The sequence below is a fragment of the Streptomyces sp. CA-249302 genome (genome assembly GCF_050936785.1).
In the GTDB taxonomy this organism is placed as follows: Bacteria; Actinomycetota; Actinomycetes; order Streptomycetales; family Streptomycetaceae; genus Streptomyces.
Map to the genome: position 1 here is coordinate 1,813,100 of NZ_JBNJMG010000001.1, position 20,853 is coordinate 1,833,952.

General features: G+C 70.3%; 17 protein-coding genes and 1 pseudogene. 5 read left to right on the top strand and 13 right to left on the bottom strand.

Annotated elements, in window-relative coordinates; all coding sequences use genetic code 11:
• Nucleotides 1–52 precede the first annotated feature (52 nt).
• From aroB to ACQEWB_RS08200, 8 genes are all read right to left on the bottom strand, one after another.
• On the bottom strand, nucleotides 53–1,666 hold the full coding sequence (gene aroB, locus ACQEWB_RS08165; protein ID WP_432843698.1) for a 3-dehydroquinate synthase: 1,614 nt from the start codon (nucleotides 1,664–1,666) through the stop codon (nucleotides 53–55).
• A 32-nt stretch (nucleotides 1,667–1,698) separates the two neighbouring features.
• Complete coding sequence (aroC, locus tag ACQEWB_RS08170; protein WP_432828562.1) at nucleotides 1,699–2,883, bottom strand: chorismate synthase; 1,185 nt, start codon at nucleotides 2,881–2,883, stop codon at nucleotides 1,699–1,701.
• 153 nt (nucleotides 2,884–3,036) lie between these two features.
• Complete coding sequence (locus ACQEWB_RS08175; protein WP_432828564.1) at nucleotides 3,037–3,852, bottom strand: shikimate dehydrogenase; 816 nt, start codon at nucleotides 3,850–3,852, stop codon at nucleotides 3,037–3,039.
• Complete coding sequence (mltG, locus tag ACQEWB_RS08180) at nucleotides 3,852–5,543, bottom strand: endolytic transglycosylase MltG (protein ID WP_432828566.1); 1,692 nt, start codon at nucleotides 5,541–5,543, stop codon at nucleotides 3,852–3,854. The genes ACQEWB_RS08175 and mltG overlap by 1 nt, the downstream gene beginning before the upstream one ends.
• Before the next feature lie 120 nt (nucleotides 5,544–5,663).
• Nucleotides 5,664–6,128: a Holliday junction resolvase RuvX gene (ruvX, locus tag ACQEWB_RS08185; protein WP_432843700.1), complete on the bottom strand. Its 465-nt coding sequence runs from the start codon at nucleotides 6,126–6,128 to the stop codon at nucleotides 5,664–5,666.
• 17 nt (nucleotides 6,129–6,145) lie between these two features.
• Nucleotides 6,146–8,818 carry an alanine--tRNA ligase gene (gene alaS, locus ACQEWB_RS08190; RefSeq protein WP_432828568.1) on the bottom strand — a complete coding sequence of 891 codons (2,673 nt, stop codon included), beginning with the start codon at nucleotides 8,816–8,818 and terminating at the stop codon, nucleotides 6,146–6,148.
• The gene (locus ACQEWB_RS08195; RefSeq protein ID WP_432828570.1) at nucleotides 8,818–9,177 is read right to left on the bottom strand and encodes a hypothetical protein; all 360 of its coding nucleotides are present in this window, start codon (nucleotides 9,175–9,177) and stop codon (nucleotides 8,818–8,820) included. Before ACQEWB_RS08195 ends, alaS begins: the two co-directional genes overlap by 1 nt.
• Before the next feature lie 9 nt (nucleotides 9,178–9,186).
• The gene (locus tag ACQEWB_RS08200) at nucleotides 9,187–9,621 is read right to left on the bottom strand and encodes a DUF948 domain-containing protein (protein WP_432828572.1); all 435 of its coding nucleotides are present in this window, start codon (nucleotides 9,619–9,621) and stop codon (nucleotides 9,187–9,189) included.
• Between the two features lie 151 nt (nucleotides 9,622–9,772).
• On the opposite strand from ACQEWB_RS08200, the gene ACQEWB_RS08205 reads away from it, so the two are divergent.
• Nucleotides 9,773–11,950: an ATP-binding protein gene (locus ACQEWB_RS08205; RefSeq protein WP_432828574.1), complete on the top strand. Its 2,178-nt coding sequence runs from the start codon at nucleotides 9,773–9,775 to the stop codon at nucleotides 11,948–11,950.
• A gap of 27 nt (nucleotides 11,951–11,977) precedes the next feature.
• Here ACQEWB_RS08205 and rpsD read toward each other — a convergent pair.
• The 3 genes and pseudogenes from rpsD to ACQEWB_RS08220 form a co-directional block, all read right to left on the bottom strand.
• Nucleotides 11,978–12,591, bottom strand: a pseudogene (gene rpsD / locus ACQEWB_RS08210) (30S ribosomal protein S4).
• A 294-nt stretch (nucleotides 12,592–12,885) separates the two neighbouring features.
• Nucleotides 12,886–14,241 carry a replication-associated recombination protein A gene (locus ACQEWB_RS08215; RefSeq protein ID WP_432828576.1) on the bottom strand — a complete coding sequence of 452 codons (1,356 nt, stop codon included), beginning with the start codon at nucleotides 14,239–14,241 and terminating at the stop codon, nucleotides 12,886–12,888.
• 43 nt (nucleotides 14,242–14,284) lie between these two features.
• Nucleotides 14,285–14,947: a vitamin K epoxide reductase family protein gene (locus ACQEWB_RS08220; protein ID WP_432828578.1), complete on the bottom strand. Its 663-nt coding sequence runs from the start codon at nucleotides 14,945–14,947 to the stop codon at nucleotides 14,285–14,287.
• A 145-nt stretch (nucleotides 14,948–15,092) separates the two neighbouring features.
• Here ACQEWB_RS08220 and ACQEWB_RS08225 point away from each other — a divergent pair, with 145 nt between their 5' ends.
• From ACQEWB_RS08225 to ACQEWB_RS08240, 4 genes are read left to right on the top strand one after another with little or no spacing between them, the layout of a single operon-like run.
• Nucleotides 15,093–15,959, top strand: a complete 867-nt coding sequence (locus ACQEWB_RS08225) for an ABC transporter ATP-binding protein (RefSeq protein WP_432828580.1) — start codon at nucleotides 15,093–15,095, stop codon at nucleotides 15,957–15,959.
• Nucleotides 15,956–16,801: an ABC transporter permease gene (locus ACQEWB_RS08230; protein WP_432828582.1), complete on the top strand. Its 846-nt coding sequence runs from the start codon at nucleotides 15,956–15,958 to the stop codon at nucleotides 16,799–16,801. The genes ACQEWB_RS08225 and ACQEWB_RS08230 overlap by 4 nt, the downstream gene beginning before the upstream one ends.
• On the top strand, nucleotides 16,798–17,997 hold the full coding sequence (locus ACQEWB_RS08235; RefSeq protein WP_432828584.1) for a sensor histidine kinase: 1,200 nt from the start codon (nucleotides 16,798–16,800) through the stop codon (nucleotides 17,995–17,997). Before ACQEWB_RS08230 ends, ACQEWB_RS08235 begins: the two co-directional genes overlap by 4 nt.
• Nucleotides 17,994–18,620, top strand: coding sequence for a response regulator (locus ACQEWB_RS08240; protein WP_432828586.1), 627 nt, complete (start codon nucleotides 17,994–17,996; stop codon nucleotides 18,618–18,620). Before ACQEWB_RS08235 ends, ACQEWB_RS08240 begins: the two co-directional genes overlap by 4 nt.
• 159 nt (nucleotides 18,621–18,779) lie before the next feature.
• Here ACQEWB_RS08240 and hisS read toward each other — a convergent pair whose 3' ends face one another.
• Nucleotides 18,780–20,042, bottom strand: coding sequence for a histidine--tRNA ligase (gene hisS, locus ACQEWB_RS08245; protein ID WP_432828588.1), 1,263 nt, complete (start codon nucleotides 20,040–20,042; stop codon nucleotides 18,780–18,782).
• An 11-nt stretch (nucleotides 20,043–20,053) separates the two neighbouring features.
• A complete protein-coding gene (locus tag ACQEWB_RS08250; protein ID WP_432828590.1) occupies nucleotides 20,054–20,764 on the bottom strand; it encodes an MBL fold metallo-hydrolase in 711 nt (236 codons plus the stop codon).
• Nucleotides 20,765–20,853 lie beyond the last annotated feature (89 nt).

Below are 20,853 nucleotides of genomic sequence, written 5' to 3' on the forward strand. Positions count from 1 at the left end.
CCTAAGTGCCCATGCCCGTAAGGCAAATCGGGCGGACGGTGCAGCGGCGGACTTACTCGCCCACTTCGCCGTACGCGGCGAGCAGCACGGCCGGGTCCGGGCCCTCCAGGACGGTCGGCTTGGCCAGGCCGTCCAGGACGATGAAGCGCAACAGGTCGCCGCGGGACTTCTTGTCGACCTTCATCGCCTCCAGCAGCTTGGGCCACTGGTCGTAGCGGTAGTGGAGAGGAAGGCCGACGGATTCGAGGACCGTGCGGTGGCGGTCGGCCGTCGCGTCGTCCAACCTGCCCGCGAGGCGGCCGAGTTCGGCGGCGAAGTGCAGGCCGACCGCGACCGCGGCGCCGTGCCGCCACTTGTAGCGCTCGTTCTTCTCGATGGCGTGGCCCAGCGTGTGGCCGTAGTTGAGGATCTCCCTCAGGCCCGACTCCTTCAGGTCCGCCGAGACGACCTCGGCCTTGACCCGGATGGAACGCTCGATGAGCTCGGCGGTGTGCGGGCCCGCCGGAGTGCGCGCCGCCTCGGGGTCGGACTCGATGAGGTCCAGGATCACCGGGTCGGCGATGAAGCCGGCCTTGATGATCTCGGCGAGCCCGGAGACGTAGTCGTTGACCGGGAGCGAGTCCAGCGCGGCCAGGTCGCAGAGCACACCGGCGGGCGGGAAGAAGGCGCCGACGAGGTTCTTGCCCTCGGCGGTGTTGATGCCGGTCTTGCCGCCGACGGCCGCGTCCACCATGGCGAGGACGGTGGTGGGGATCGCGATCCAGCGCACCCCGCGCAGCCAGGTCGCCGCCACGAAGCCGGCCAGGTCGGTGGTCGAGCCGCCGCCGACGCCGACGATCACGTCGGAACGGGTGAAGCCGGACTGACCGAGCGCCTTCCAGCAGTAGGCGGCCACCTCGGCGGTCTTGGCCTCCTCCGCGTTCGGCACCTGGATGGCGACGGCCTCGTAACCCTGCCCGGCCAGGTCGGCACGGAGCGCGTCACCGGTCTCGGCGAGCGCCTCGGGGTGGATCACGGCCACCCGCTTGGCCTTCTCCCCGATCAACCCGCCCAGCTCACCGAGGAGTTGACGCCCCACCAGAACCTCGTACGGCTCACTGCCCGCGGTCCCGCCGACCTGGATCCTCGTCACCTGGCTAGCCATTACGTCCTCCGGCCGGGGGTCCGGGGGTTGCCCCCCGGGAGATGCAGTCTTCAACTCCAGTGAATCCAGCGCGACTTGGGTGACTTCTTCGGGAGTACGACCGTCCGTCGCGACGACGGCCGTGGCGACCTCCTCGTACAGCGCACGCCGGGCCTCCATCAGCTCGCGCCACTGCTTGCGCGGGTTGACGGCGAGCAGCGGGCGGGCCGCGTTCAGGCCGGTGCGCTTGACCGCCTCCTCGACGTCCATCGAGAGGTAGAGCACCCGGTGCTCGGCGAGCAGCGCGCGCGTGTCCGCATCGAGGATGGAGCCGCCGCCCAGCGCGAGCACGCCGTCGTGCTCGGCGAGCGCCTGCCGCACGGCCAGCTTCTCGATCGCGCGGAAGACCGGCTCGCCCTCGTCCACGAAGATCTCGGCGATGGCCCGGCCCTCGGCCGCCACGATGTCGTCGTCGGTGTCCCGGTAGCCGACGCCGAGCCGCTCGGCCAGCTGCTGCCCGACGGTGGACTTGCCCACGCCCATCGGGCCGACCAGCACGACGACTGGCACTGCGCTCACCGGATGGCCAGGTTGTCGAGGTAGGACCGCACGTTGCGCCGGGTCTCGGTCACCGAGTCGCCGCCGAACTTCTCCGCGACCGCGTCCGCGAGGACGAGCGCGACCATCGCCTCGGCGACGATGCCGGCGGCCGGCACGGCGGAGACGTCGGAGCGCTGGTGGTGGGCCTGGGTGGCCTCGCCGGTGGCCACGTCCACGGTCTGAAGAGCCCGCGGCACGGTCGCGATCGGCTTCATAGCGGCCCGCACGCGCAGCAGTTCACCCGTGGTCAGACCGCCCTCGGTGCCACCCGAGCGCCCGGACACGCGCCGGATGCCCTCCGGGGTGTTGACGATCTCGTCGTGCGCCTTGGAGCCCGGCACCCGCGCGAGCTCGAAGCCGTCGCCGATCTCGACGCCCTTGATCGCCTGGATGCCCATCAGGGCACCGGCCAGGCGGGCGTCCAGCTTGCGGTCCCAGTGGACGTGCGAGCCCAGGCCGACGGGGACGTCGTAGGCGAGCACCTCGACCACACCGCCGAGGGTGTCGCCGTCCTTGTGGGCCTGGTCGACCTCGGCAACCATCGCCTTCGAGGCGTCGGCGTCCAGGCAGCGCAGCGGGTCGGCGTCCAGCTTCTCGACATCGGCCGGGGTCGGGTACACGCCGGCCGGGGCCTTCACCGAGCACAGCTCGACGACATGGCTGACGATCTCGATCCCGGCCGTCTCCTTCAGGTACGAGCGGGCGACGGCACCCAGCGCCACACGGGCCGCGGTCTCCCGCGCGGACGCGCGCTCCAGGATCGGGCGGGCCTCGTCGAAGCCGTACTTCTGCATGCCCGCCAGGTCGGCGTGGCCGGGACGCGGGCGGGTCAGCGGCGCGTTGCGGGCCAGCCCGGCGAGGATCTCCGGGTCGATGGGGTCGGCCGCCATGACCTGCTCCCACTTGGGCCACTCGGTGTTGCCCACCATGACCGCGACCGGGGAACCGAGGGTGAGACCGTGCCGGACACCGCCGAGGAAGGTGACCTCGTCGCGCTCGAACTTCATGCGCGCACCGCGTCCATAGCCGAGCCGGCGCCGGGCCAGGTGGTCCGCCACCATCTCCGTGGTGATCGGCACGCCGGCGGGAAGACCCTCCAGCGTCGCCACGAGTGCGGGACCGTGGGACTCCCCCGCGGTCAGCCAGCGCAACCTGCTCAACGGTGCTCCTCAGTGCTCGCGCCCTGGTACTGCCCTGCGTACGCACGTCCTCGCGTACGGCGACGGCTCGACCAGGTGCGCGGCCCTGGCCCGCCACCCCGATCCTCCCACGTCCGGGCGGCGGCTCAGATCCGAGTCCGGCAAACGGACAGATCAGGCCTGCTGTGCGGCCTCGCGCATCGCGGCCAGCGGCGACCGGGGATCCCCCGTGAACTGACGGAACTGGAAGACGGCCTGGTGCACCAGCAGATCGAGGCCGCTGACGATGTGCCCGCCCCGCTCCTGCCAGGCGGCGGCGAGGGGCGTCGGCCAGGGCTCGTAGATGACGTCGAAGAGGGTGCCGACCTTGGCGGGGAGCCGCTCGGCCAGCTCGTCGGTGCCGCCGGCGGGCGTCGTCGAGATCACCAGGGGCGCCTCGAAGGCCCGTACCGCATCGGACCAGTCCGCCGGGCGGACCCGGACCCCCAGCCGCTCCCCCCACTGCCGCATCTCCGCCGCGCGCCGCTCGCTGCGCACATACACGGTGACCTCACCGGTGCAGACGCGGGCCAGCGCGGCGAGGGCGGAGGAGGCGGTGGCGCCGGCGCCCAGGATGGCGGCCGACTCGGTCTCCTCGACGCCCTTCTCGTGCAGCGCGGCGACCAGGCCGGGGATGTCGGTGTTGTCGCCGACCTTGCTGCCGTCGGGCCGGAAGACCACGGTGTTGACCGCCTCGACCGAGGCCGCCGTGTCGGTGATCTCGTCGAGCAGCGGTATGACCGCCCGCTTGAGCGGCATGGTCAGGGAGAGCCCCGCCCACTCGGGACCGAGCTGCTCGAAGAATCCGGGCAGCGCGGCCTCGTCTGTCTCGAACCTGTCGTACGACCAGTCGTCCAGGCCGAGCGCCCGGTACGCCGCGTTGTGCAGTTGCGGCGACAGGGAGTGGGCGATGGGCGAGCCGAGTACGGCCGCCCTTCGGGGTACTGACATCAGTTCTTGTTCCTCGACGCGTTGAATTCCTCGACGAGCTTGTTGTGCTCGGCGAGGGTCTTCGTGAACTTGCTGGTCTTCCCGTCCAACGAGATGAAGTAGTACCAGCCGTCGCTCGTCGGGTTGAGCGCGCCCTTGAGCGCATCCTCGCCGGGGTTGTCGATGGGACCGGGAGGCAGGCCCTTGACGTAGTACGTGTTGTACGGGTTGTTGTACTTCCGCAGCTCGGAGATGCTCAGGTCGATCTTGCTCTGGTTCTTGATGTAGTTGTACGTCGAGTCGAACTCGAGCGAGCCGTACGTCTCCGGGTTGCCGGGCTTGAGGCGGTTGTAGACGACCTCGGCCATCTTGCGGAAGTCGTCGTGGCTGACGCCCTCGGCCTGCACCAGGCTCGCCGCGGTGAGCAGCTGCCAGGGACCGTCGAGGCCGAGGCTCTTCGCCTTCTTCGTCAGGCCCAGTTCCTCGTACTTGTCGTTGGCCCGGGTGACCATCTCCTTGAGGACGGTCTCGGGCTTCTGCCCCTTGGCGGCCGCATAACTGGAGGGGTAGAGGAACCCTTCCAGCGGATCCTTCACATTGGCGTGGCCCAGCGCCCAGGAGGGCAGGCCGAGCTTCTTGTAGTCCTTCTTGGCGACCTTGGCCGTGGCGCCGTCCGCCAGCCCGAGACTCTTGTCGATCAGCTCGTAGACCTTCGCGTTGCGCAGGCCCTCGGCGATGATCAGGTTGCTGCGGCTCTTCGGGCTGAGCATCAGTTCGACCGCGCTCGCGGCCGACATCTGTTTCTCCAGGGTGTAGACGCCGTCCTGGATCGTCTTGCCCTTGGGGTTCGTCTGCTGCGCGGACACGAACGCGTCGACGCTCTCGACGACGCCCGCCTCCTTCAGCTTCTGCCCGATGACATAGCCGCCGGCGCCCTTCGGGATGACCACCTGGACCTTCGAGCCGTTGCCGTCGCCCGCGTAGTCCGGGGCCGGGCCGAAACGATTTTGGTAGAACTGCCAGCCGAAATAGCCGACGCCACCGATGCCGCCGCCGAAGACCAGCACGAGCACCAGGCAGGCGCAGCCGTTGCGGCTCTTCTTCTTGGGCTTCTTGCCGCCGCGGGCCTTGCGGCCGGCGCGCGGGTCGTCGTCCTCTTCTTCATCGTCGGAGTCGGAGTCGGCGCCGCCGCCCGCGAAGAAGGCGTGTTCGCCCTGGTCGGGGCCGGGATCCCAGTCGGTCTGCTGCGGTTCGGGCTCGGCCTGCCGGCGGCTCGGCGGCTCGGGCGGCGGGTAGGCGTCCGGGGTTCCGTAGTAGTCGTCACCAGCGCCGTACGCGGCGGCCTGCTGGGCATGGGCATACGGGTCCTGGGGATCCGTGTACTGGACATGCGTATGCGTGCCCTGGCCCCAGGCTCCCTGGTCGTACGACTGCTGCTGGCCCTGACCTGCGTAGTACTGCTGGTCGTACCCCTGATACTGCTGCTGGTACTGCTCCTGGTACTGCTGCTGCGCCTGACCGTATCCGGCCTGCTGGCCGTCGACCCAGCCGCCGTACTGCTGCTGCGGCTGCTCTGGATAGTGCTGCGGCTGGCCGCCGTAGGGGGGCTGCTGGCCGGCGTTGGCCTGCTGCCCTCCCCATCCGTCGTCCCCGTAGTACGGGTCCTCCGGATGCCACGGTTCGGAGCCTTGGCCCCGGCCATACTCAGTCATCAAACCCCTAGAGCCGCGAGGCGGTGATCACGGGGCCTTTCGGGCCTGTCATCGTTCCGTCTCATTCTGTGCAGCGCCTGTTCGAACGCCGACATCGCGCGGAACGTTACCGTATCGCGATCAGATGACCACTTCGACGCCCTCGCCGGGTGCTTTACCTGACACCCGTTCGGATTCCAAGGCCTGCTGCAGGATGATCACAGCGGCTGCCTGGTCGATGACCGAGCGGCCCTTCTTGGCCTTCACCCCTGAGGCGCGCAGTCCCTGACTGGCCGTCACCGTGGTCATCCGCTCGTCGACGAGGCGGACCGGGACGGGTTTGATGCCCTTGGCCAGCTCCTGGGCGAAGGCGCGAACCTTTACCGCGGCCGGGCCCTCGCCCCCCTTGAGGGAGCGAGGGAGTCCGACGACGACCTCGATCGGCTCGTACTCCTCGACCAGCTGGCGCAGTCGGCGGTGTGCCTGCGGGATGTCCCGGCCGGGGACCGTCTCGACCGGAGTGGCGAGGATCCCGTCGGGGTCGCAGGAGGCGACCCCGATCCTGGCGTCCCCGACGTCGATCGCGAGTCGGCGGCCCCGGCGCATGGACTGTCCCTCCTCGGTCACTTGGCCGTGTCCGCCACGAGCCGCTCGACCGCGTCGACGGCCTCGCCGATCGCGGCCGGGTTCTGGCCGCCGCCCTGGGCGACGTCCGGCTTGCCGCCACCGCCGCCGCCGAGGGTCTTGGCGGCCGTGCGGACCAGGTCACCGGCCTTGAGACCGCGCTCGCGGGCGGGCTCGTTGGTGGCGATGACGGTGAGGGGCTTGCCGTTGTTGACCGTGAACAGCGCGACCACGGCGGCCCGTCCACCTTGGATACGGCCGCGCACGTCGAGGACCAGCTTGCGCAGGTCGTCGGGGGTCGTGCCGTCCGGGACCTGGCCGGTGACGACGGCGATCCCCCGTACGTCCTTGGCGGACTCGGCAAGACCGGCCGCGGCCTGGAGAACCTTCTCCGCGCGGAACTTCTCGATCTCCTTCTCGGCGTCCTTCAGCTTGCCGAGCATGGAGGAGACCTTCTCCGGCAGCTCCTCCGGGCGGCCCTTGAGCAGCTCGGTCAGCTGGTTGACGACCGTGTGCTCGCGGGCGAGGAAGTTGTAGGCGTCGACACCGACGAGGGCTTCGATACGGCGGACACCCGAGCCGATCGAGGACTCGCCGAGCAGCTTCACCAGGCCCAGCTGGGAGGTGTTGTGCACGTGCGTGCCGCCGCAGAGCTCCTTGGAGAAGTCGCCGATGGTCACCACGCGGACCCGCTCGCCGTACTTCTCACCGAACTCGGCGATGGCGCCCTGCTTCTTCGCCTCCTCGATGCCCATGACGTCGGCGCGGACGTCGAGGTCGCGGGCGAGCACCTCGTTGATCTTCTGCTCGACGTCGCTCATCACGGCCGTGGGAACGGCGGACGGGGAACCGAAGTCGAAGCGGAACCGGCCGGGCTGGTTCTCGGAACCGGCCTGCGCGGCCGTCGGGCCGAGCGCGTCGCGCAGCGCCTGGTGGGTGAGGTGGGTGGCCGAGTGGGCGCGGGCGATGGCGGTGCGCCGACGGGAGTCGATCGAGGCGTGGACCAGGTCACCGACGGCCACCTCGCCGACCTGGACGACGCCCTTGTGGACGTAGACGCCCGGGACCGGCTTCTGGGTGTCGCGGATCTCGACCACGGCACCGGAACCCACCTTGATACGGCCGGTGTCGCCGATCTGGCCGCCGCCCTCGGCGTAGAAGGGGGTGCGGTCGAGGACGATCTCGACCTCGTCGCCCTCGGTGGCGGCCGGGGAGGAGACACCGTCGACGAGGATGCCGACGACGGTGGACTCGCCCTCGGTGTCCGAGTAGCCGAAGAACTCGGTCTCGCCGGACTTGTCGGCGATCTCGCGGTAGGCGCCGGTCCCGGCGTGGCCCGTCTTCTTGGCCTGGGCGTCGGCCTTGGCGCGCTCCCGCTGCTCCTTCATCAGGCGCCGGAAGCCGTCCTCGTCCACCGAAAGGCCCTGCTCGGCGGCCATTTCGAGGGTGAGGTCGATCGGGAAGCCCCAGGTGTCGTGGAGCAGGAACGCCTTGTCGCCGGCGAGGACCGTGCCGCCGGACTCCTTGGTCTCGGTGACCGCGGTGTCGAGGATGTTGGTGCCGGCCTTCAGCGTCTTGAGGAACGCGTTCTCCTCGGCGACGGCGACCTTCTCGATGCGCTCGCGGTCGGTGACCAGCTCGGGGTACTGCTGGCCCATCATCGCGATGACCGTGTCGATCAGGTCGAGCACGACCGGGCCGGTGGCGCCGAGCAGACGCATGTTGCGGATGGCGCGGCGCATGATGCGGCGCAGGACGTAACCCCGGCCCTCGTTGCCGGGGGTGACGCCGTCACCGATGAGCATCACCGACGTACGCATGTGGTCGGTGACCACGCGCAGGGAGACGTCCGAGGCGTGGGCGTCGCCGTACGCGACACCGGTCAGCTCGGTGGCCTTCTTGATGACGGCCATGGAGGTGTCGATCTCGTACATGTTCTGCACGCCCTGCAGGATCATCGCGAGGCGCTCGAGTCCGAGGCCCGTGTCGATGTTCTTGCTGGGGAGCTCGCCGAGGATCTCGAAGTTGTCCTTGCCGATGCCCTCGCCACGCTCGTACTGCATGAAGACGAGGTTCCAGATCTCCACGTACCGCTCGTCGTTGACGGCGGGGCCGCCCTCGACGCCGAACTCGGGGCCGCGGTCGTAGTTGATCTCGGAACAGGGGCCGCAGGGTCCGGGGACGCCCATGGACCAGTAGTTGTCCTTCATGCCGAGGCGCTGGATGCGCTCCTTCGGCACGCCGACGACGTCGTGCCAGATGCGCTCGGCCTCGTCGTCGTCCTTGTAGACGGTGATCCACAGACGGTCGGCCTCGAGGCCGTAACCACCCTTGTCCTGGGGGCTGGTGAGCAGCTCCCAGGCGTACTTGATGGCGCCTTCCTTGAAGTAGTCGCCGAAGGAGAAGTTGCCGCACATCTGGAAGAACGTGCCGTGCCGGGTGGTCTTGCCGACCTCTTCGATGTCCGGCGTGCGGACGCACTTCTGGACGCTGGTGGCGCGGTCGAAGGGCGGCTTGACCTCACCCAGGAAGTAGGGCTTGAAGGGCACCATGCCGGCCGGGACCAGGAGCAGAGTCGGGTCGTCCGCGATGAGCGACGCCGAAGGGACGACGGTGTGCCCGCGCTCCTCGAAGAAGCTCAGCCAGCGGCGGCGAATCTCGGCCGACTCCATCAGTGGTCCTCATTCCGGTTGTACGAGTACGTCTGGTACGTCGAGCCCTCGACGTACTTCGGGCTGTTGCGGTTCTCGATGGCGGCGTACCGCCGGGGTGCGGGGAGTTCGGGGTCGACGGAGGCGTTCAGCCCGAGCGCGTCGCCCAGTTCCTCCTCCCGCTGGGCCATGTTGTCGCGGACGTCCAGCGCGAAGCCGACCGCGCGGTCCTTGAGCCGGTGACCGGCGTCGATGGCCTTGTTGGCGGCGGTGACGGCGAGGTTCTCGGGCGTCAGCTGCTTCAGCTTGCGGTTGACCTTGGTGGTGGCCCACACGCCGGCGGCGACGCCTGTGGTGAACCAGAACGTACGGCGGAACATCGCTAGGTCTCAGTCCTTCTTCCGCTTGCCCCGCCGCGACGCCGGGACCGTCCGGCCCACGATCACGGTACGCCGGGACTCCTTGGCGGGCACGTCCTCCCGGCGGGCGCCGAGGGCCCGGCGGACGCCGTAGCCGAAGGCCGCGACCTTGACCAGGGGGCCGCCGAAGGTGGAGGCGACGGTCGTCGAGAGGGCCGACGCGTTCGACGTGACCTCCTGGACGTCGGTCGCGATCGCGTCGACCTTGTCGATCTGGGTCTGCGCGGAGCGCACCGCCGCGGAGGCGTCGGCCAGCAGCGGCACGGCCTGGTCGGTCACGTCCGCGACCAGTTTGGTGGTCGCCTTGAGCGTCTGGGCCACCCTCGCGAGGGCCACGGCGAGGAACGAGACCAGGATCGCCCAGAAGACGGCCACCAGGATCCCGGCCACCTCTCCACCGGACACCTGGCACCTGCTCTCGTGAACACCTGTAGATAACGGTGCCGAGCCTATCGCGCCACGGACGGCGCTCCGTACCGGATTACCCTCCCCGCGCGGGCCGAGTTGCGCGAAGCGATTGTACGGACTGAACACGGTTCAGTACGCTCCGTATTCCATGCGGGATCATCAGCGCAGCGGCGGCTCCACGGACGGCAATCTGCCCCTGGAGCTCAACGCCTTCGTCGGACGTACGGCCGAACTCGCCGGGCTGGCCCGGGCGCTCGACGCCGCACGGCTGGTGACCGTGACCGGGCCGGGCGGCGTCGGCAAGTCACGGCTGGCGGCCCGGGCGGCCGCGCGGTGCGCACCGCTCGACGGGGTGTGGCGGGTGGAGCTGGCGCCGGTGCGCGACGCGGAGTTCGTCGACTACGCCGTCGTGGAAGCCCTGGGTCTGACCGATCACACGACCCGGCTGCCGCGCGAGACGCTGCTCGCGCATCTCGCCGAGCGCCAACTCCTGCTGGTGCTGGACGGGTTCGAGCATCTGGTGGACGAGTGCGCGGGTCTGGTGGCCGAGCTGCTGCGCGAGGTGCCGGGACTCCGGGTGCTCGCGGTGGGGCGCCGGCCGCTGGCGCTGGCGGGTGAGCGGGTGGTCCGGCTGGCGCCACTGGGCGAGGTGGAGGCGGTCGAGCTGCTGCGGGAGCGGGCGGCGCAGCACGGGCCGGTGCCGGTGGAGGGTCCGGAGGTACGGGAGCTGTGCCGGCGCCTCGACGGGATTCCCCTTGCTGTCGAGCTGGCGGCGGGGCGGCTGCGGGCGCTGTCGCCGGGGCAGTTGCTGGAGCGGCTGGACGACCGGTTCCGGCTGCTGACCGGCGGTGGCCGGGACGTGCTCCCCCGCCATCAGACGCTGCGTACGGCGATCGGCTGGAGCCATGAACTGTGCACGCCCCGGGAGCGGTTGCTGTGGTCGCGTCTTTCGGTGTTCGCCGGGCCGTTCGAGCTGGAGGCCGTGGAGTACGTGTGCAGCGGGCAGGGTCTGGACGCCGACGACGTCCTCGACGTGCTCGGCGAACTGCTCGCGCAGTCGGTGGTCGCCCGCGAGGAGACACCGGCGGGCTCCCGCTACCGCATGCTCGACACCGTGCGGGAGTACGGCGCCGAGTGGCTGTCGGCGACGGGGGACGCGGCCCGGCTGCGGCGCCGGCACCGGGACTGGTACCTGGGCCTGGCGACCTGGTGCGAGCTGGACTGGTTCTCGCCGCGCCAGGCGGAGGTGGCCGCCCGGGCGGAGGCGGAGCTGCCGAACCTGCGCAGCGCCCTCGAACACTGTCTGACCGAGCCGGGCGAGGCCCATCTGGGCCAGTACCTCGCGGGCTCGCTGTGGTTCTACTGGGCGGGCTGCGGGCGGCTGTCGGAGGGGCGGCACTGGCTGGAGCAGGTCGTGCAGCTGGACTCGGGCCACGAGCAGTCCCGGCTGAAGGCCCTGTGGGTGCTCGGTTACGTGGCGATCCTCCAGGGCGACACCGTGCCCGCGCTGGCCGCGCTCCAGGAGTGCCGCGAGGAGGCGGAGCGCTCCACCGACCCCACGGCGGTGGCGTACGCCGAGCACCGCACCGGCTGTCTGGCCCTGGTCACGGACGACATGCCGCGCGCGGAGGCGCTGCTGCGTTCGGCCCTCGACCGCTATCAGGAGATCGGCGAGCTCAACAGCAATGTGCTGATGGGCCAGGTCGAGCTGGCGATGACCCGTGCCTTCCAGGACGATCTGCCGGGCGCGGTGCGGATGTGCGAGGACGTGCGCCGGGTCTGCGAGGACCACGGCGAACGGTGGACCCGCTCGTACGCGCTGTACGTCCTGGCGTACGCGGCCTGGGCCGAGGGCGATCCGGCCCGCGCCCGTGCGCTGCTGACCGAGTGCCTGGGCAACGCGCACTCCTTCCACGACCTGCTGGGCTCGGTGCTGGCGGTGGAGCTGCTGGCCCTGGTCACCGTGGTGGAGGGCGATGCGGCGGAGGCCGCGGTGCTCCAGGGCGCGGCGGGGCGGATGTGGCCGTCGGTGGGCCTGCCGCTGTTCGGCTCGGCGTACTACAACGGCCCGCACGAGCTGTGCGAGGCGACGGCCCGGGAGCGGCTGGGCGACGAGCGGTACGAGGAGTGCGTACGGGAAGGGGCCCGGCTGGTGCGGGAGGCGGCGGTGTCGCGGGCGCTGGAGCGGCCGCTGGACGCGATGCCGGCGCCGCGCGGGCCTGCGCGCCACGCGACGGCCACGGCGGCAATGGAGTCGCACGAGGCGGTGGAGATGCACGAACCCGCCGCCTCCCGCGCCCGAAAGGGCGGGGAGACGGCGGGCTGAGGTGGTGCTACCGCCTGCTGAGGAAGATCAGCGGGCGTAGTACTCGACGACGAGCTGCTCGTCGCAGATGACCGGAACTTCCTTGCGGTTCGGCTCGCGGTCCAGGCGGAACGCCAGGGCCTTGAGGTTCACCTGCAGGTAGCGGGGGTCTCACCGTCGGCCGCGAAGCCACCCTCGCGGGCGATCTCGAACAGCGGCTTCTGGCGGCTGCGCTCGCGGACCATCACGACGTCGTCGGGACGGACGCGGAACGACGGCTTGTCGACCTTCTGGCCGTTGACCTCGATGTGGCCGTGCACGACCATCTGACGGGCCTGGTAGATCGTGCGGGCGATGCCCGAACGCAGGACCAGGGCGTCGAGACGGCGCTCGAGCTCCACGATCAGGGCCTCACCGGTCTTGCCCTGCACCTTGGAGGCACGCTCGTAGGCGCGGACCAGCTGGCGCTCGGAGATGTCGTACTGCGCGCGCAGACGCTGCTTCTCCAGCAGACGGACCTTGTAGTCCGAGTTCTGCTTGCGGCCACGGCCGTGCTCACCCGGCGGGTAGGGGCGGGCCTCGAAGTACTTGACGGCCTTCGGGGTCAGCGCGATGCCGAGGGCACGCGACTTCTTGACCTTGGGGCGGGACTGATTCGCCACTGTTTCTTTCTTCCTTCTGCTATCGGCTCGTCAGGGTTGAGGGAGGTCGCATCCGCAGCCGGGGAAACCCTCCTCGTCCACATGGACGGGGCGGGCAGCCGCTCCCCTGGTCTGGGCACGTACGTGCAGCACGCGAGTGGCCCACCGACCGGTCCCGTCCTGCGACGGATGGTGGTGGGCTGCCAGCGACACCTTCGAAGGTGCGCGACGCTCCTGGAACCCGCTGGGGGTTCCGGCCGGGTGTCCCGCTCTGACTGCGCGGGACTCGGCACTCCGAGGGATTCTACAGGGTGCTCAGGACCGTTTCCGACCGAGGTGCTTCCTGGTCCACTCGACGGCGTCCGCGTACCGGGCCTCGGCGCCGTGCCTGGTCGGCGTGTAGTACTCGCGGTCCTTGATGACGTCCGGCGCGTACTGCTGCTCGGCGATCCCCTCGGGCAGGTCGTGCGGATACACGTACCCCTGCGCGTGCCCGAGCTTGGCGGCGCCCTTGTAGTGGCCGTCCCGCAGATGCGGGGGCACCGATCCCGCCAGTCCCTTGCGTACGTCCTCCAGGGCGGCGCCGATCGCCATGGTCGCGGCGTTCGACTTCGGGGCCAGGGCGAGGGCGATGGTGGCGTGGCTGAGGGTGAGGGCTGCCTCGGGGAAGCCGATCATGGCGACGGCCTGGGCGGCGGCGACCGCGATGGGCAGGGCGTTCGGGTCGGCCAGGCCGATGTCCTCGCTCGCCGAGATCATCAGGCGGCGGGCGATGAAGCGGGGGTCCTCGCCGGCCTCGATCATGCGGGCCAGGTAGTGCAGGGCGGCGTCGACGTCGGAGCCGCGGATGGACTTGATGAGGGCGCTGGCGACGTCGTAGTGCTGGTCGCCGTCGCGGTCGTACTTCACCGCCGCGCGGTCGACGACCTCCTCCAGGGTGGTGAGGGAGATCTCCGTCTCACCCTTGTCGAGGGCGGCCCCGGCGGCGGCCTCCAGGGCGGTCAGCGCACGGCGGGCGTCCCCGCCGGCGATGCGCAGGAGGTGGTCCTCGGTGTCCTCGGGGAGGGCGACGGCGTCCTTGAGGCCGCGCTCGTCGCTCAGCGCCCGCCGGAGCAGGCCGCGGACGTCGTCGTCGGTGAGGGGTTCGAGGGTGAGGAGCAGGGAGCGGGAAAGGAGCGGGGAGATCACCGAGAAGTACGGGTTCTCGGTGGTCGCCGCGATGAGAGTCACCCAGCGGTTCTCGACCGCGGGGAGCAGGGAGTCCTGCTGGGCCTTGCTGAAGCGGTGGATCTCGTCGAGGAAGAGGACGGTCTCCTTGCCGTATCCCCCGGTGGCGCGGCGGGCGCCGTCGATGACCGCGCGGACCTCCTTGACGCCCGCGGTGATCGCCGACAGTTCGACGAAGCGCTTGTTGGTGGCCTTGGAGACGACGTAGGCGAGGGTCGTCTTGCCGGTGCCGGGCGGGCCCCAGAGGATCACCGAGGACGGTCCCGCCGGGCCGCCCGCGCCCTCGCCGACCAGGCGGCGCAGGGGCGAGCCGGGCTTGAGCAGGTGCTGCTGGCCCACCACCTCGTCGAGGGTGCGCGGGCGCATCCGCACCGCCAGGGGGCTCCCGGTCGGGTCCTTCTCCTGGCGTTCTTCTGCGGCGGCGGTGAACAGGTCGGGCTCCACGCTCAAACCCTAAATCACCGCACTGACAACGCGGTCGGCGCTGTCAGCTGGTCCAGAAGTCCCACCAGCGCGTGAGCACCAGCATGCCGATGATGCCGATGTGCAGCACGGGCACGACCCAGGTGAACTCGCCGAAGAAGCTCTTCAGCCAGCGCGGGGCCGGCAGGAGGTCGTTGCGGATGTTGAACGAGGTGACGTACCAGAACATGGTGATCGTCGCGACCCAGGCCAGCGAGCACCACAGGCACAGCGCGTTGATCCGGTACAGGGACTGGAACTGGAGCCAGGTGCAGAAGGCGACGCCGAAGAGGGTGCCGAAGTTGAAGGTGAGCCAGTACCAGCGCGGGAAGCTGGCGCGGGTCAGCAGGCTCACGCCGACGCAGATGACGATGCCGTAGCAGACCAGGCCGAGCATCGGGTTGGGGAAGCCGAAGGCGGCGGCCTGCTTGGACTCCATGACGCTGCCGCAGGAGACGACCGGGTTGAGGCTGCAGCCGGGCGTGTAGCTCTTGCCCGCGACCTTCGCCTCGAGGAGCTTGAACTTGTCGGCCGTGATGACCCACGCGGCGAGCAGACCGGCCGCGCCGGTGATGATCAGCAGCAGCGAGAACGCTCGGCTGCCGCCCACCGTCCGGGGCCCGTCGGGCGCGCGCTCCTCGGAGGGCTCGGGCTCGGTGGAGACGTCCTTGACTGTCGTCTTGCTCATCACGCCGATTCCGTCTGCTGGAGAGTTGGACCTTCTTCGGGCAGGGGCCATTGTGCCGTACAAGAGCCGCTGTCCACCGTTCGGTGGACATAAGGAAGTACGCACGGTCGTCCCCGAGCGTTCGGTTCCGGACGAGGCTTCTCGCATGACAGCACACGCGAACGAACTCGCGGTGGACGTACGGGGGCTGCGCAAGCAGTACGGGGACGTGACCGCGGTGGACGGCATCGATCTCGGCATCCGCAGGGGCGAGGTGTTCGGCCTGCTCGGACCCAATGGCGCGGGCAAGAGCACCACGGTGGAGATCCTCCAGGGCAACCGCGACCGGGACGGCGGCGAGGTGTCGGTGCTCGGCTCCGACCCGGCAACCGGCACGCGCGCGTGGAGGTCCCGTGTCGGAATCGTCTGGCAGGACGAATCGGCGCCCGCCGAGTTGACGGTGAACGAGACCGTCCGGCATTTCGCCCGCTACTACCCGAGGCCGCGCGACCCGGAGGAGGTCATCGGCCTGGTGGGTCTGGAGGCGAAGGCGGGCAGCCGTATCAAGGCCCTGTCGGGCGGCCAGCGGCGCCGCCTCGACGTGGCCCTGGGGGTGATCGGCGACCCCGAGCTGCTGCTCCTGGACGAGCCCACGACCGGCTTCGACCCGGCGGCCCGGCGGCAGTTCTGGGACCTGATCCGGCTGCTCTCCGACGAGGGCACGACCATCGTGCTGACCACGCACTACCTGGAGGAGGCCGAGGCGCTCGCGAACCGGCTCGCGGTCGTCGCCAAGGGGCGGATCGTCGCGGAGGGCGAACCGGGCGCGCTGCGGGAGCGGTACGGCACCGGGGCAACCGTCCGGTGGACCGAGGCCGACGGCAGCCCGCGCGAGGAGCACACGGACACCCCGACCAGGACGGTCGCCGAGCTCATGCGCCGCTTCGACGGCGAGATCCCGGGACTCCTGGTGACCCGCCCCACCCTGGAGGACGTGTACCTCCGGCTGACCGGACAGGAGGACGCGCGATGACCACGACCGCCGTACCGACCCGGACCGCGGCACCCGCCGGACGGCTCCCGGGGGCATGGACGATCGGCCTGCGCCGGGGCGCGCTGGAGATCAAACAGTTCTTCCGGCAGAAGGACCAGGTGGTCTTCACCTTCTCCTTCCCGGTCGTCTTCCTGTTCCTGTTCGCGTCGATCTTCCACGACGACGTGCACGGCAGCGGCGTCACCGCCTCGCAGCTGTACGTCCCCGCGATGATGGCCTCCGGCATCATGTCGACGAGCTTCCAGTCGCTGGGCATCTCGATCGCCGTGGAGCGCGACGAGAAGGTGCTGCGCCGGCTGCGCGGCACACCGATGCCGCCGGCCGCGTACTTCCTGGGCAAGATCTGGCTGGTTCTGTTCACCGGGATCGTGGAGACGGCGATCCTGCTGCTCGTCGGGACCGGTTTCTACGGCGTCGACCTGCCGACGGACGCGTCCCGCTGGTTCGACTTCGCGTGGATCTTCGTGCTCGGGCTGACCGGGTGCTCACTGCTCGGCATCGCGATCAGCTCGGTGCCCAAGTCGGCCAAGAGCGCCAGCTCGGTCGTCGTACTCCCCTTCCTGGTGCTCCAGTTCATCTCCGGGGTCTACATCTCGATCGACACGATCCCGGACTGGATGCTGAACATCGGCGCGCTGTTCCCGCTGAAGTGGCTGTGCCAGGGGCTGCGGGGCGTGTTCCTGCCCGACTCCGCGCGGGTGCTGGAGCAGGCGGGGAGCTGGGAGTTCGGGCGGATCGCACTGGTGCTCGGGGCCTGGTGCGTCGGAGGATTGGTGCTGTGTCTGCTGACGTTCCGCTGGAAGGACCGGCGCACCGGATGAACGACCGGGCCGTCGCGCGTGACGTGCACGCCTGGGACCGGACGATCCGGCTCTGGGACGCGTACTTCGCGGTCGCCTGGGCGGCCACCCTCGCCTTCGTGCTCAACGCGGCGCACCCGGGCTCACCGGTCCGGGTCGCCGCGACCCTGCTGCTGGTCCCGCTGGTGCCCTGGTACGTGGTGGTGGGCCGCCCGCTGCTCCAGGAGGATCCGCCGGAACAGCGGCGGGCGCTGCGCTATCTCGCGGGCGCGATCGCACTGTTCCTGCCGTCGGCCGTGCTGGTCGGCGAGACGCGGCTGATGGCGTTCGCGCTCATCCCCCAGTGCTTCATGACCCTGCGCATGCGCTGGTCCCTGGTGGTCGTCACCGTCATCAACCTGGCGCCGGTCGCGGGCTGGGCGCTGCTGTGGCGGCCCGACGCCGAGTCGCTGATCGCCAACTTCCTGTTCTCCGCGGTCACTCTGGTCTTCGCCGTGGTGATCGGCAGGTGGATCATCCGCATCATCGAACAGAGCATGGAGCGGGCCGAGTTGATCGCCGAGCTGGACGCCAGCCGCCATGAGATCTCCCGACTCTCCGCCGCGCACGGCGCGTTGACCGAACGCGAGCGCATGGCCCGGGAGATCCACGACACCCTCGCGCAGGGCTTCACCAGCCTGCTGATGCTGACCCAGGCGGTGGAGGCCGAGCTCGACCACGACCTGCCGCAGGCCCGCCGCCACCTCGCCCTGATGGACGAGACGGCCCGGCAGAACCTCGCCGAGGCCCGGGCCCTGGTCGCCGGCGGCTCCCCCGCCGACCTCGACGGCGCGTCCCTCCCCGACGCCCTGCACCGCCTCGCCGCCCGCCACAGGGCGACCCTGGACGTGACCGGTCCGGTACGTCCGCTGCCCGCGGGCCCCGAGGTGGTGGCCCTGCGCTCCTGCCAGGAGGCGCTGGCCAACGCCCGTAAACACGCGGGGAGTTCGGTGTCGGTGGGCGTCGAGCTGGCGTACGCCGACGACACGCTCACCCTGTCCGTACGGGACGACGGCTGTGGCTTCGACCCGGGTACCCCGTGCGAGGGCTACGGTCTCGCCGGGCTGCGCGCCCGGGCCGGCGAGGTCGGCGGCACGGCACGGATCCGCAGCGCGCCGGGCGACGGCACGACGGTGACGGTCAGCCTGCCGGTGTCCCCTTCGAGGAGTTCCACGTGATCCGGATCATCCTGGCCGACGACCATCCCGTCGTACGGGAGGGGCTGCGGGCGATGCTCAGCGCCGAACCGGACCTGGAGGTGGTCGCCGACGCGGCGAGCGGCCCGCAGGCGGAGGCCCTCGCCGCCGAACTCCGCCCCGACATCGTGCTGATGGACCTGCGTATGCCGGGCGGCGGTGGCGTGGACTCGATCGTCCGGATGAACGAGGCCGGACTGCCGTGCCGGGTGATCGTCCTGACGACGTACGAGACGGACCGGGACATCCTGCGCGCCGTCGAAGCGGGTGCGGCGGGCTACCTCCTGAAGGACCTCCCCCGCGGCGAACTCGCCGAAGCGGTACGGGCAGCCGCCCGCGGCGAGACGGTCCTCGCCCCCTCGGTCGCGGCCCGCCTGGTCGACCAGCTCCGCACCAAACCGGAACGCCCCCGCCTGTCGGAGCGCGAGACGGCGGTACTGCGCCTGGTCGCAGAGGGCTGCACGAACGCCGAGATCGGCCGACGGCTGTTCATCGGGGAGTCGACGGTGAAGACCCATCTCCTGCGGATCTTCGGCAAGTTGGGCGTGACCGACCGGACGGCGGCGGTGACGAGCGCGATGCGGTTCGGGTTGCTGGACACATGAAAAGGGCGCCCCGATCGGGCGCCCTTTCCCATTTCCAAGCGGACTGGGCGAAGTCAACTGCGGTACGGCACACCCCCTAGGGGCGCGGGGAACTGCGCGACCAGCCACGACGGCGCCGCAGCCAAACAACGACCCGACACGCCCCATCCGGCGGAGCGCTCAGCCGAGCCGTGCCTCCAGCTCCGCCACGATCTCGTTCACGCCGACCGCCGTCTGCTCGCCGGACTCCATGTCCTTGAGCTGGACGACGCCCTCGGCGAGGTCGCGTTCGCCGGCGACCACCGTGTAGCGGGCGCCGCTGCGGTTGGCGTTCTTCATGGCGCCCTTGAGGCCCTTGGCGCCGTAGGAGAAGTCCGCCGCGATGCCGAGCTTGCGCAGCTCGGTGACCTTGGCGAACAGGATCCGCCGGGCCTCCTCGCCGAGCGGGACCGCGAACACGCTGGTGGTGGAGGGGAGTTCGAGCTCGACGCCCTCCGCCTCCAGCGCCAGGACCGTCCGGTCGACGCCTAGGGCCCAGCCGACGGACGGCAGCGCGGGGCCGCCGATCATCTCCGACAGGCCGTCGTAGCGGCCGCCGCCGCCCACCGCGGACTGGGAGCCCAGACCGTCGTGCACGAACTCGAAGGTCGTACGGGTGTAGTAGTCCAGGCCGCGGACCAGCTTCGGGTCGTCCTCGAAGGCGACGCCCGCCGCCGTGATCAGCTCGCGGACCTCCTCGTGGTACGCCTTGCAGGCGTCGCAGAGGTAGTCGCGCAGGAGCGGGGCGTCGCCCAGCTGCTTCTGGACCGACTCTCGCTTGTCGTCGAGGACGCGCAGCGGGTTGATGTCGGCTCGGCGCAGGGTGTCCTCGTCGAGGTCGAGGCCGCGCAGGAAGTCCTGGAGGGCGGCCCGGTAGACCGGACGGCACTCCTTGTCGCCGAGGCTGTTGAGCAGGATGCGGAAGTTGCTCAGGCCAAGGGAGCGGTACGCCTGGTCGGCCAGGATGATCAGCTCGGCGTCGAGCGCCGGGTCCTCCGCGCCGATCGCCTCGGCGCCGACCTGGGAGAAGTGGCGGTAACGGCCCTTCTGCGGGCGCTCGTAGCGGTAGTAGGAGCCCGAGTACCAGAGCTTGACCGGGAGGTTGCCGAGCTTGTGCAGGTTGGCCTCGAGCGCCGCGCGCAGCACGGACGCCGTGCCCTCGGGGCGCAGAGCGAGCTTGTCGCCGCCCTTGGTCTCGAAGGCGTACATCTCCTTGGTCACGATGTCGGTGGACTCGCCGACACCGCGCGCGAAGAGCTCCACGCTCTCGAAGCCGGGGGTCTCGATGTAGCCGTAACCGGAATTGCGCAGCGGCGCGGCGATCGCCTCGCGGACCGCCAGGAACTTGGCGCTGTCCGGCGGGATGAGGTCGTACGTGCCCTTGGGGGCCTTGAAGGTGCTCACGGAAGGTCTCGTCACATTCCTCGTCGGGGAGCGTCGACATCCGCTCCCGGGCCGGAGGCCACCTGCCGCAAGTACGGGTTGGTGGCGCGCTCCTGGCCGATGGTCGTCTGGGGGCCGTGGCCGGACAGGACCACGGTCGAGTCGTCGAGCGGCAGGCACACGCGGGCCAGCGAGTCGAGCATCTCGGCCATGTCACCGCCGGGCAGGTCGGTGCGTCCGATGGAGCCGGCGAAGAGCAGATCCCCGGAGAAGAAGACCGAGGGGATCTCGGTCGTCTCGGGCATCCGGAAGGTCACCGACCCCTTGGTATGGCCGGGCGCGTGCGCGACGGAGAACTCCAGACCCGCGAGCGCCAGGCGCGCGCCGTCGGTCAGCTCCCTGACGTCGTCCGGCTCCCCCACGGTCAGCTCGCCCATCAGCGGCATGCCGATGGAGCGGCCGAGCGCCTTCTCCGGGTCCGCCATCATGAAGCGGTCCTCGGGGTGGATCCACGCGGGCACGTCGTGCGCGCCGCACACCGGGACGACCGAGGCCACGTGGTCGATGTGGCCATGGGTGAGGACGACGGCGACGGGCTTGAGCCGATGCTTCTTCAGTGCTTCCTCGACGCCTTCGGTGGCCTGATGGCCCGGGTCGATGATCACGCACTCCTCACCGGCGGCGGGGGCGACGAGATAACAGTTCGTCCCCCAGGCCCCGGCGGGGAACCCGGCAATGAGCACGATCGTCCTTCGTTGTGTCGATACGGGCGGCCGCAGCCGATGTCAACGAATGGACACAGCTGCCTGTCAGAGCCTACCGGCGCTGCCGA

What these genes read in the sequence shown, in the direction of transcription:
- aroB (WP_432843698.1), bottom strand. Translation starts at nt 1,666, where the DNA reads ATGGGCGTGGGCAAGTCCACCGTCGGGCAGCAGCTGGCCGAGCGGCTC.
- ACQEWB_RS08175 (WP_432828564.1), bottom strand. Translation starts at nt 3,852, where the DNA reads ATGTCAGTACCCCGAAGGGCGGCCGTACTCGGCTCGCCCATCGCCCAC.
- mltG (WP_432828566.1), bottom strand. Translation starts at nt 5,543, where the DNA reads ATGACTGAGTATGGCCGGGGCCAAGGCTCCGAACCGTGGCATCCGGAG.
- ruvX (WP_432843700.1), bottom strand. Translation starts at nt 6,128, where the DNA reads ATGCGCCGGGGCCGCCGACTCGCGATCGACGTCGGGGACGCCAGGATC.
- alaS (WP_432828568.1), bottom strand. Translation starts at nt 8,818, where the DNA reads ATGGAGTCGGCCGAGATTCGCCGCCGCTGGCTGAGCTTCTTCGAGGAG.
- ACQEWB_RS08195 (WP_432828570.1), bottom strand. Translation starts at nt 9,177, where the DNA reads ATGTTCCGCCGTACGTTCTGGTTCACCACAGGCGTCGCCGCCGGCGTG.
- ACQEWB_RS08205 (WP_432828574.1), top strand. Translation starts at nt 9,773, where the DNA reads ATGCGGGATCATCAGCGCAGCGGCGGCTCCACGGACGGCAATCTGCCC.
- ACQEWB_RS08220 (WP_432828578.1), bottom strand. Translation starts at nt 14,947, where the DNA reads ATGAGCAAGACGACAGTCAAGGACGTCTCCACCGAGCCCGAGCCCTCC.
- ACQEWB_RS08225 (WP_432828580.1), top strand. Translation starts at nt 15,093, where the DNA reads ATGACAGCACACGCGAACGAACTCGCGGTGGACGTACGGGGGCTGCGC.
- ACQEWB_RS08230 (WP_432828582.1), top strand. Translation starts at nt 15,956, where the DNA reads ATGACCACGACCGCCGTACCGACCCGGACCGCGGCACCCGCCGGACGG.
- ACQEWB_RS08235 (WP_432828584.1), top strand. Translation starts at nt 16,798, where the DNA reads ATGAACGACCGGGCCGTCGCGCGTGACGTGCACGCCTGGGACCGGACG.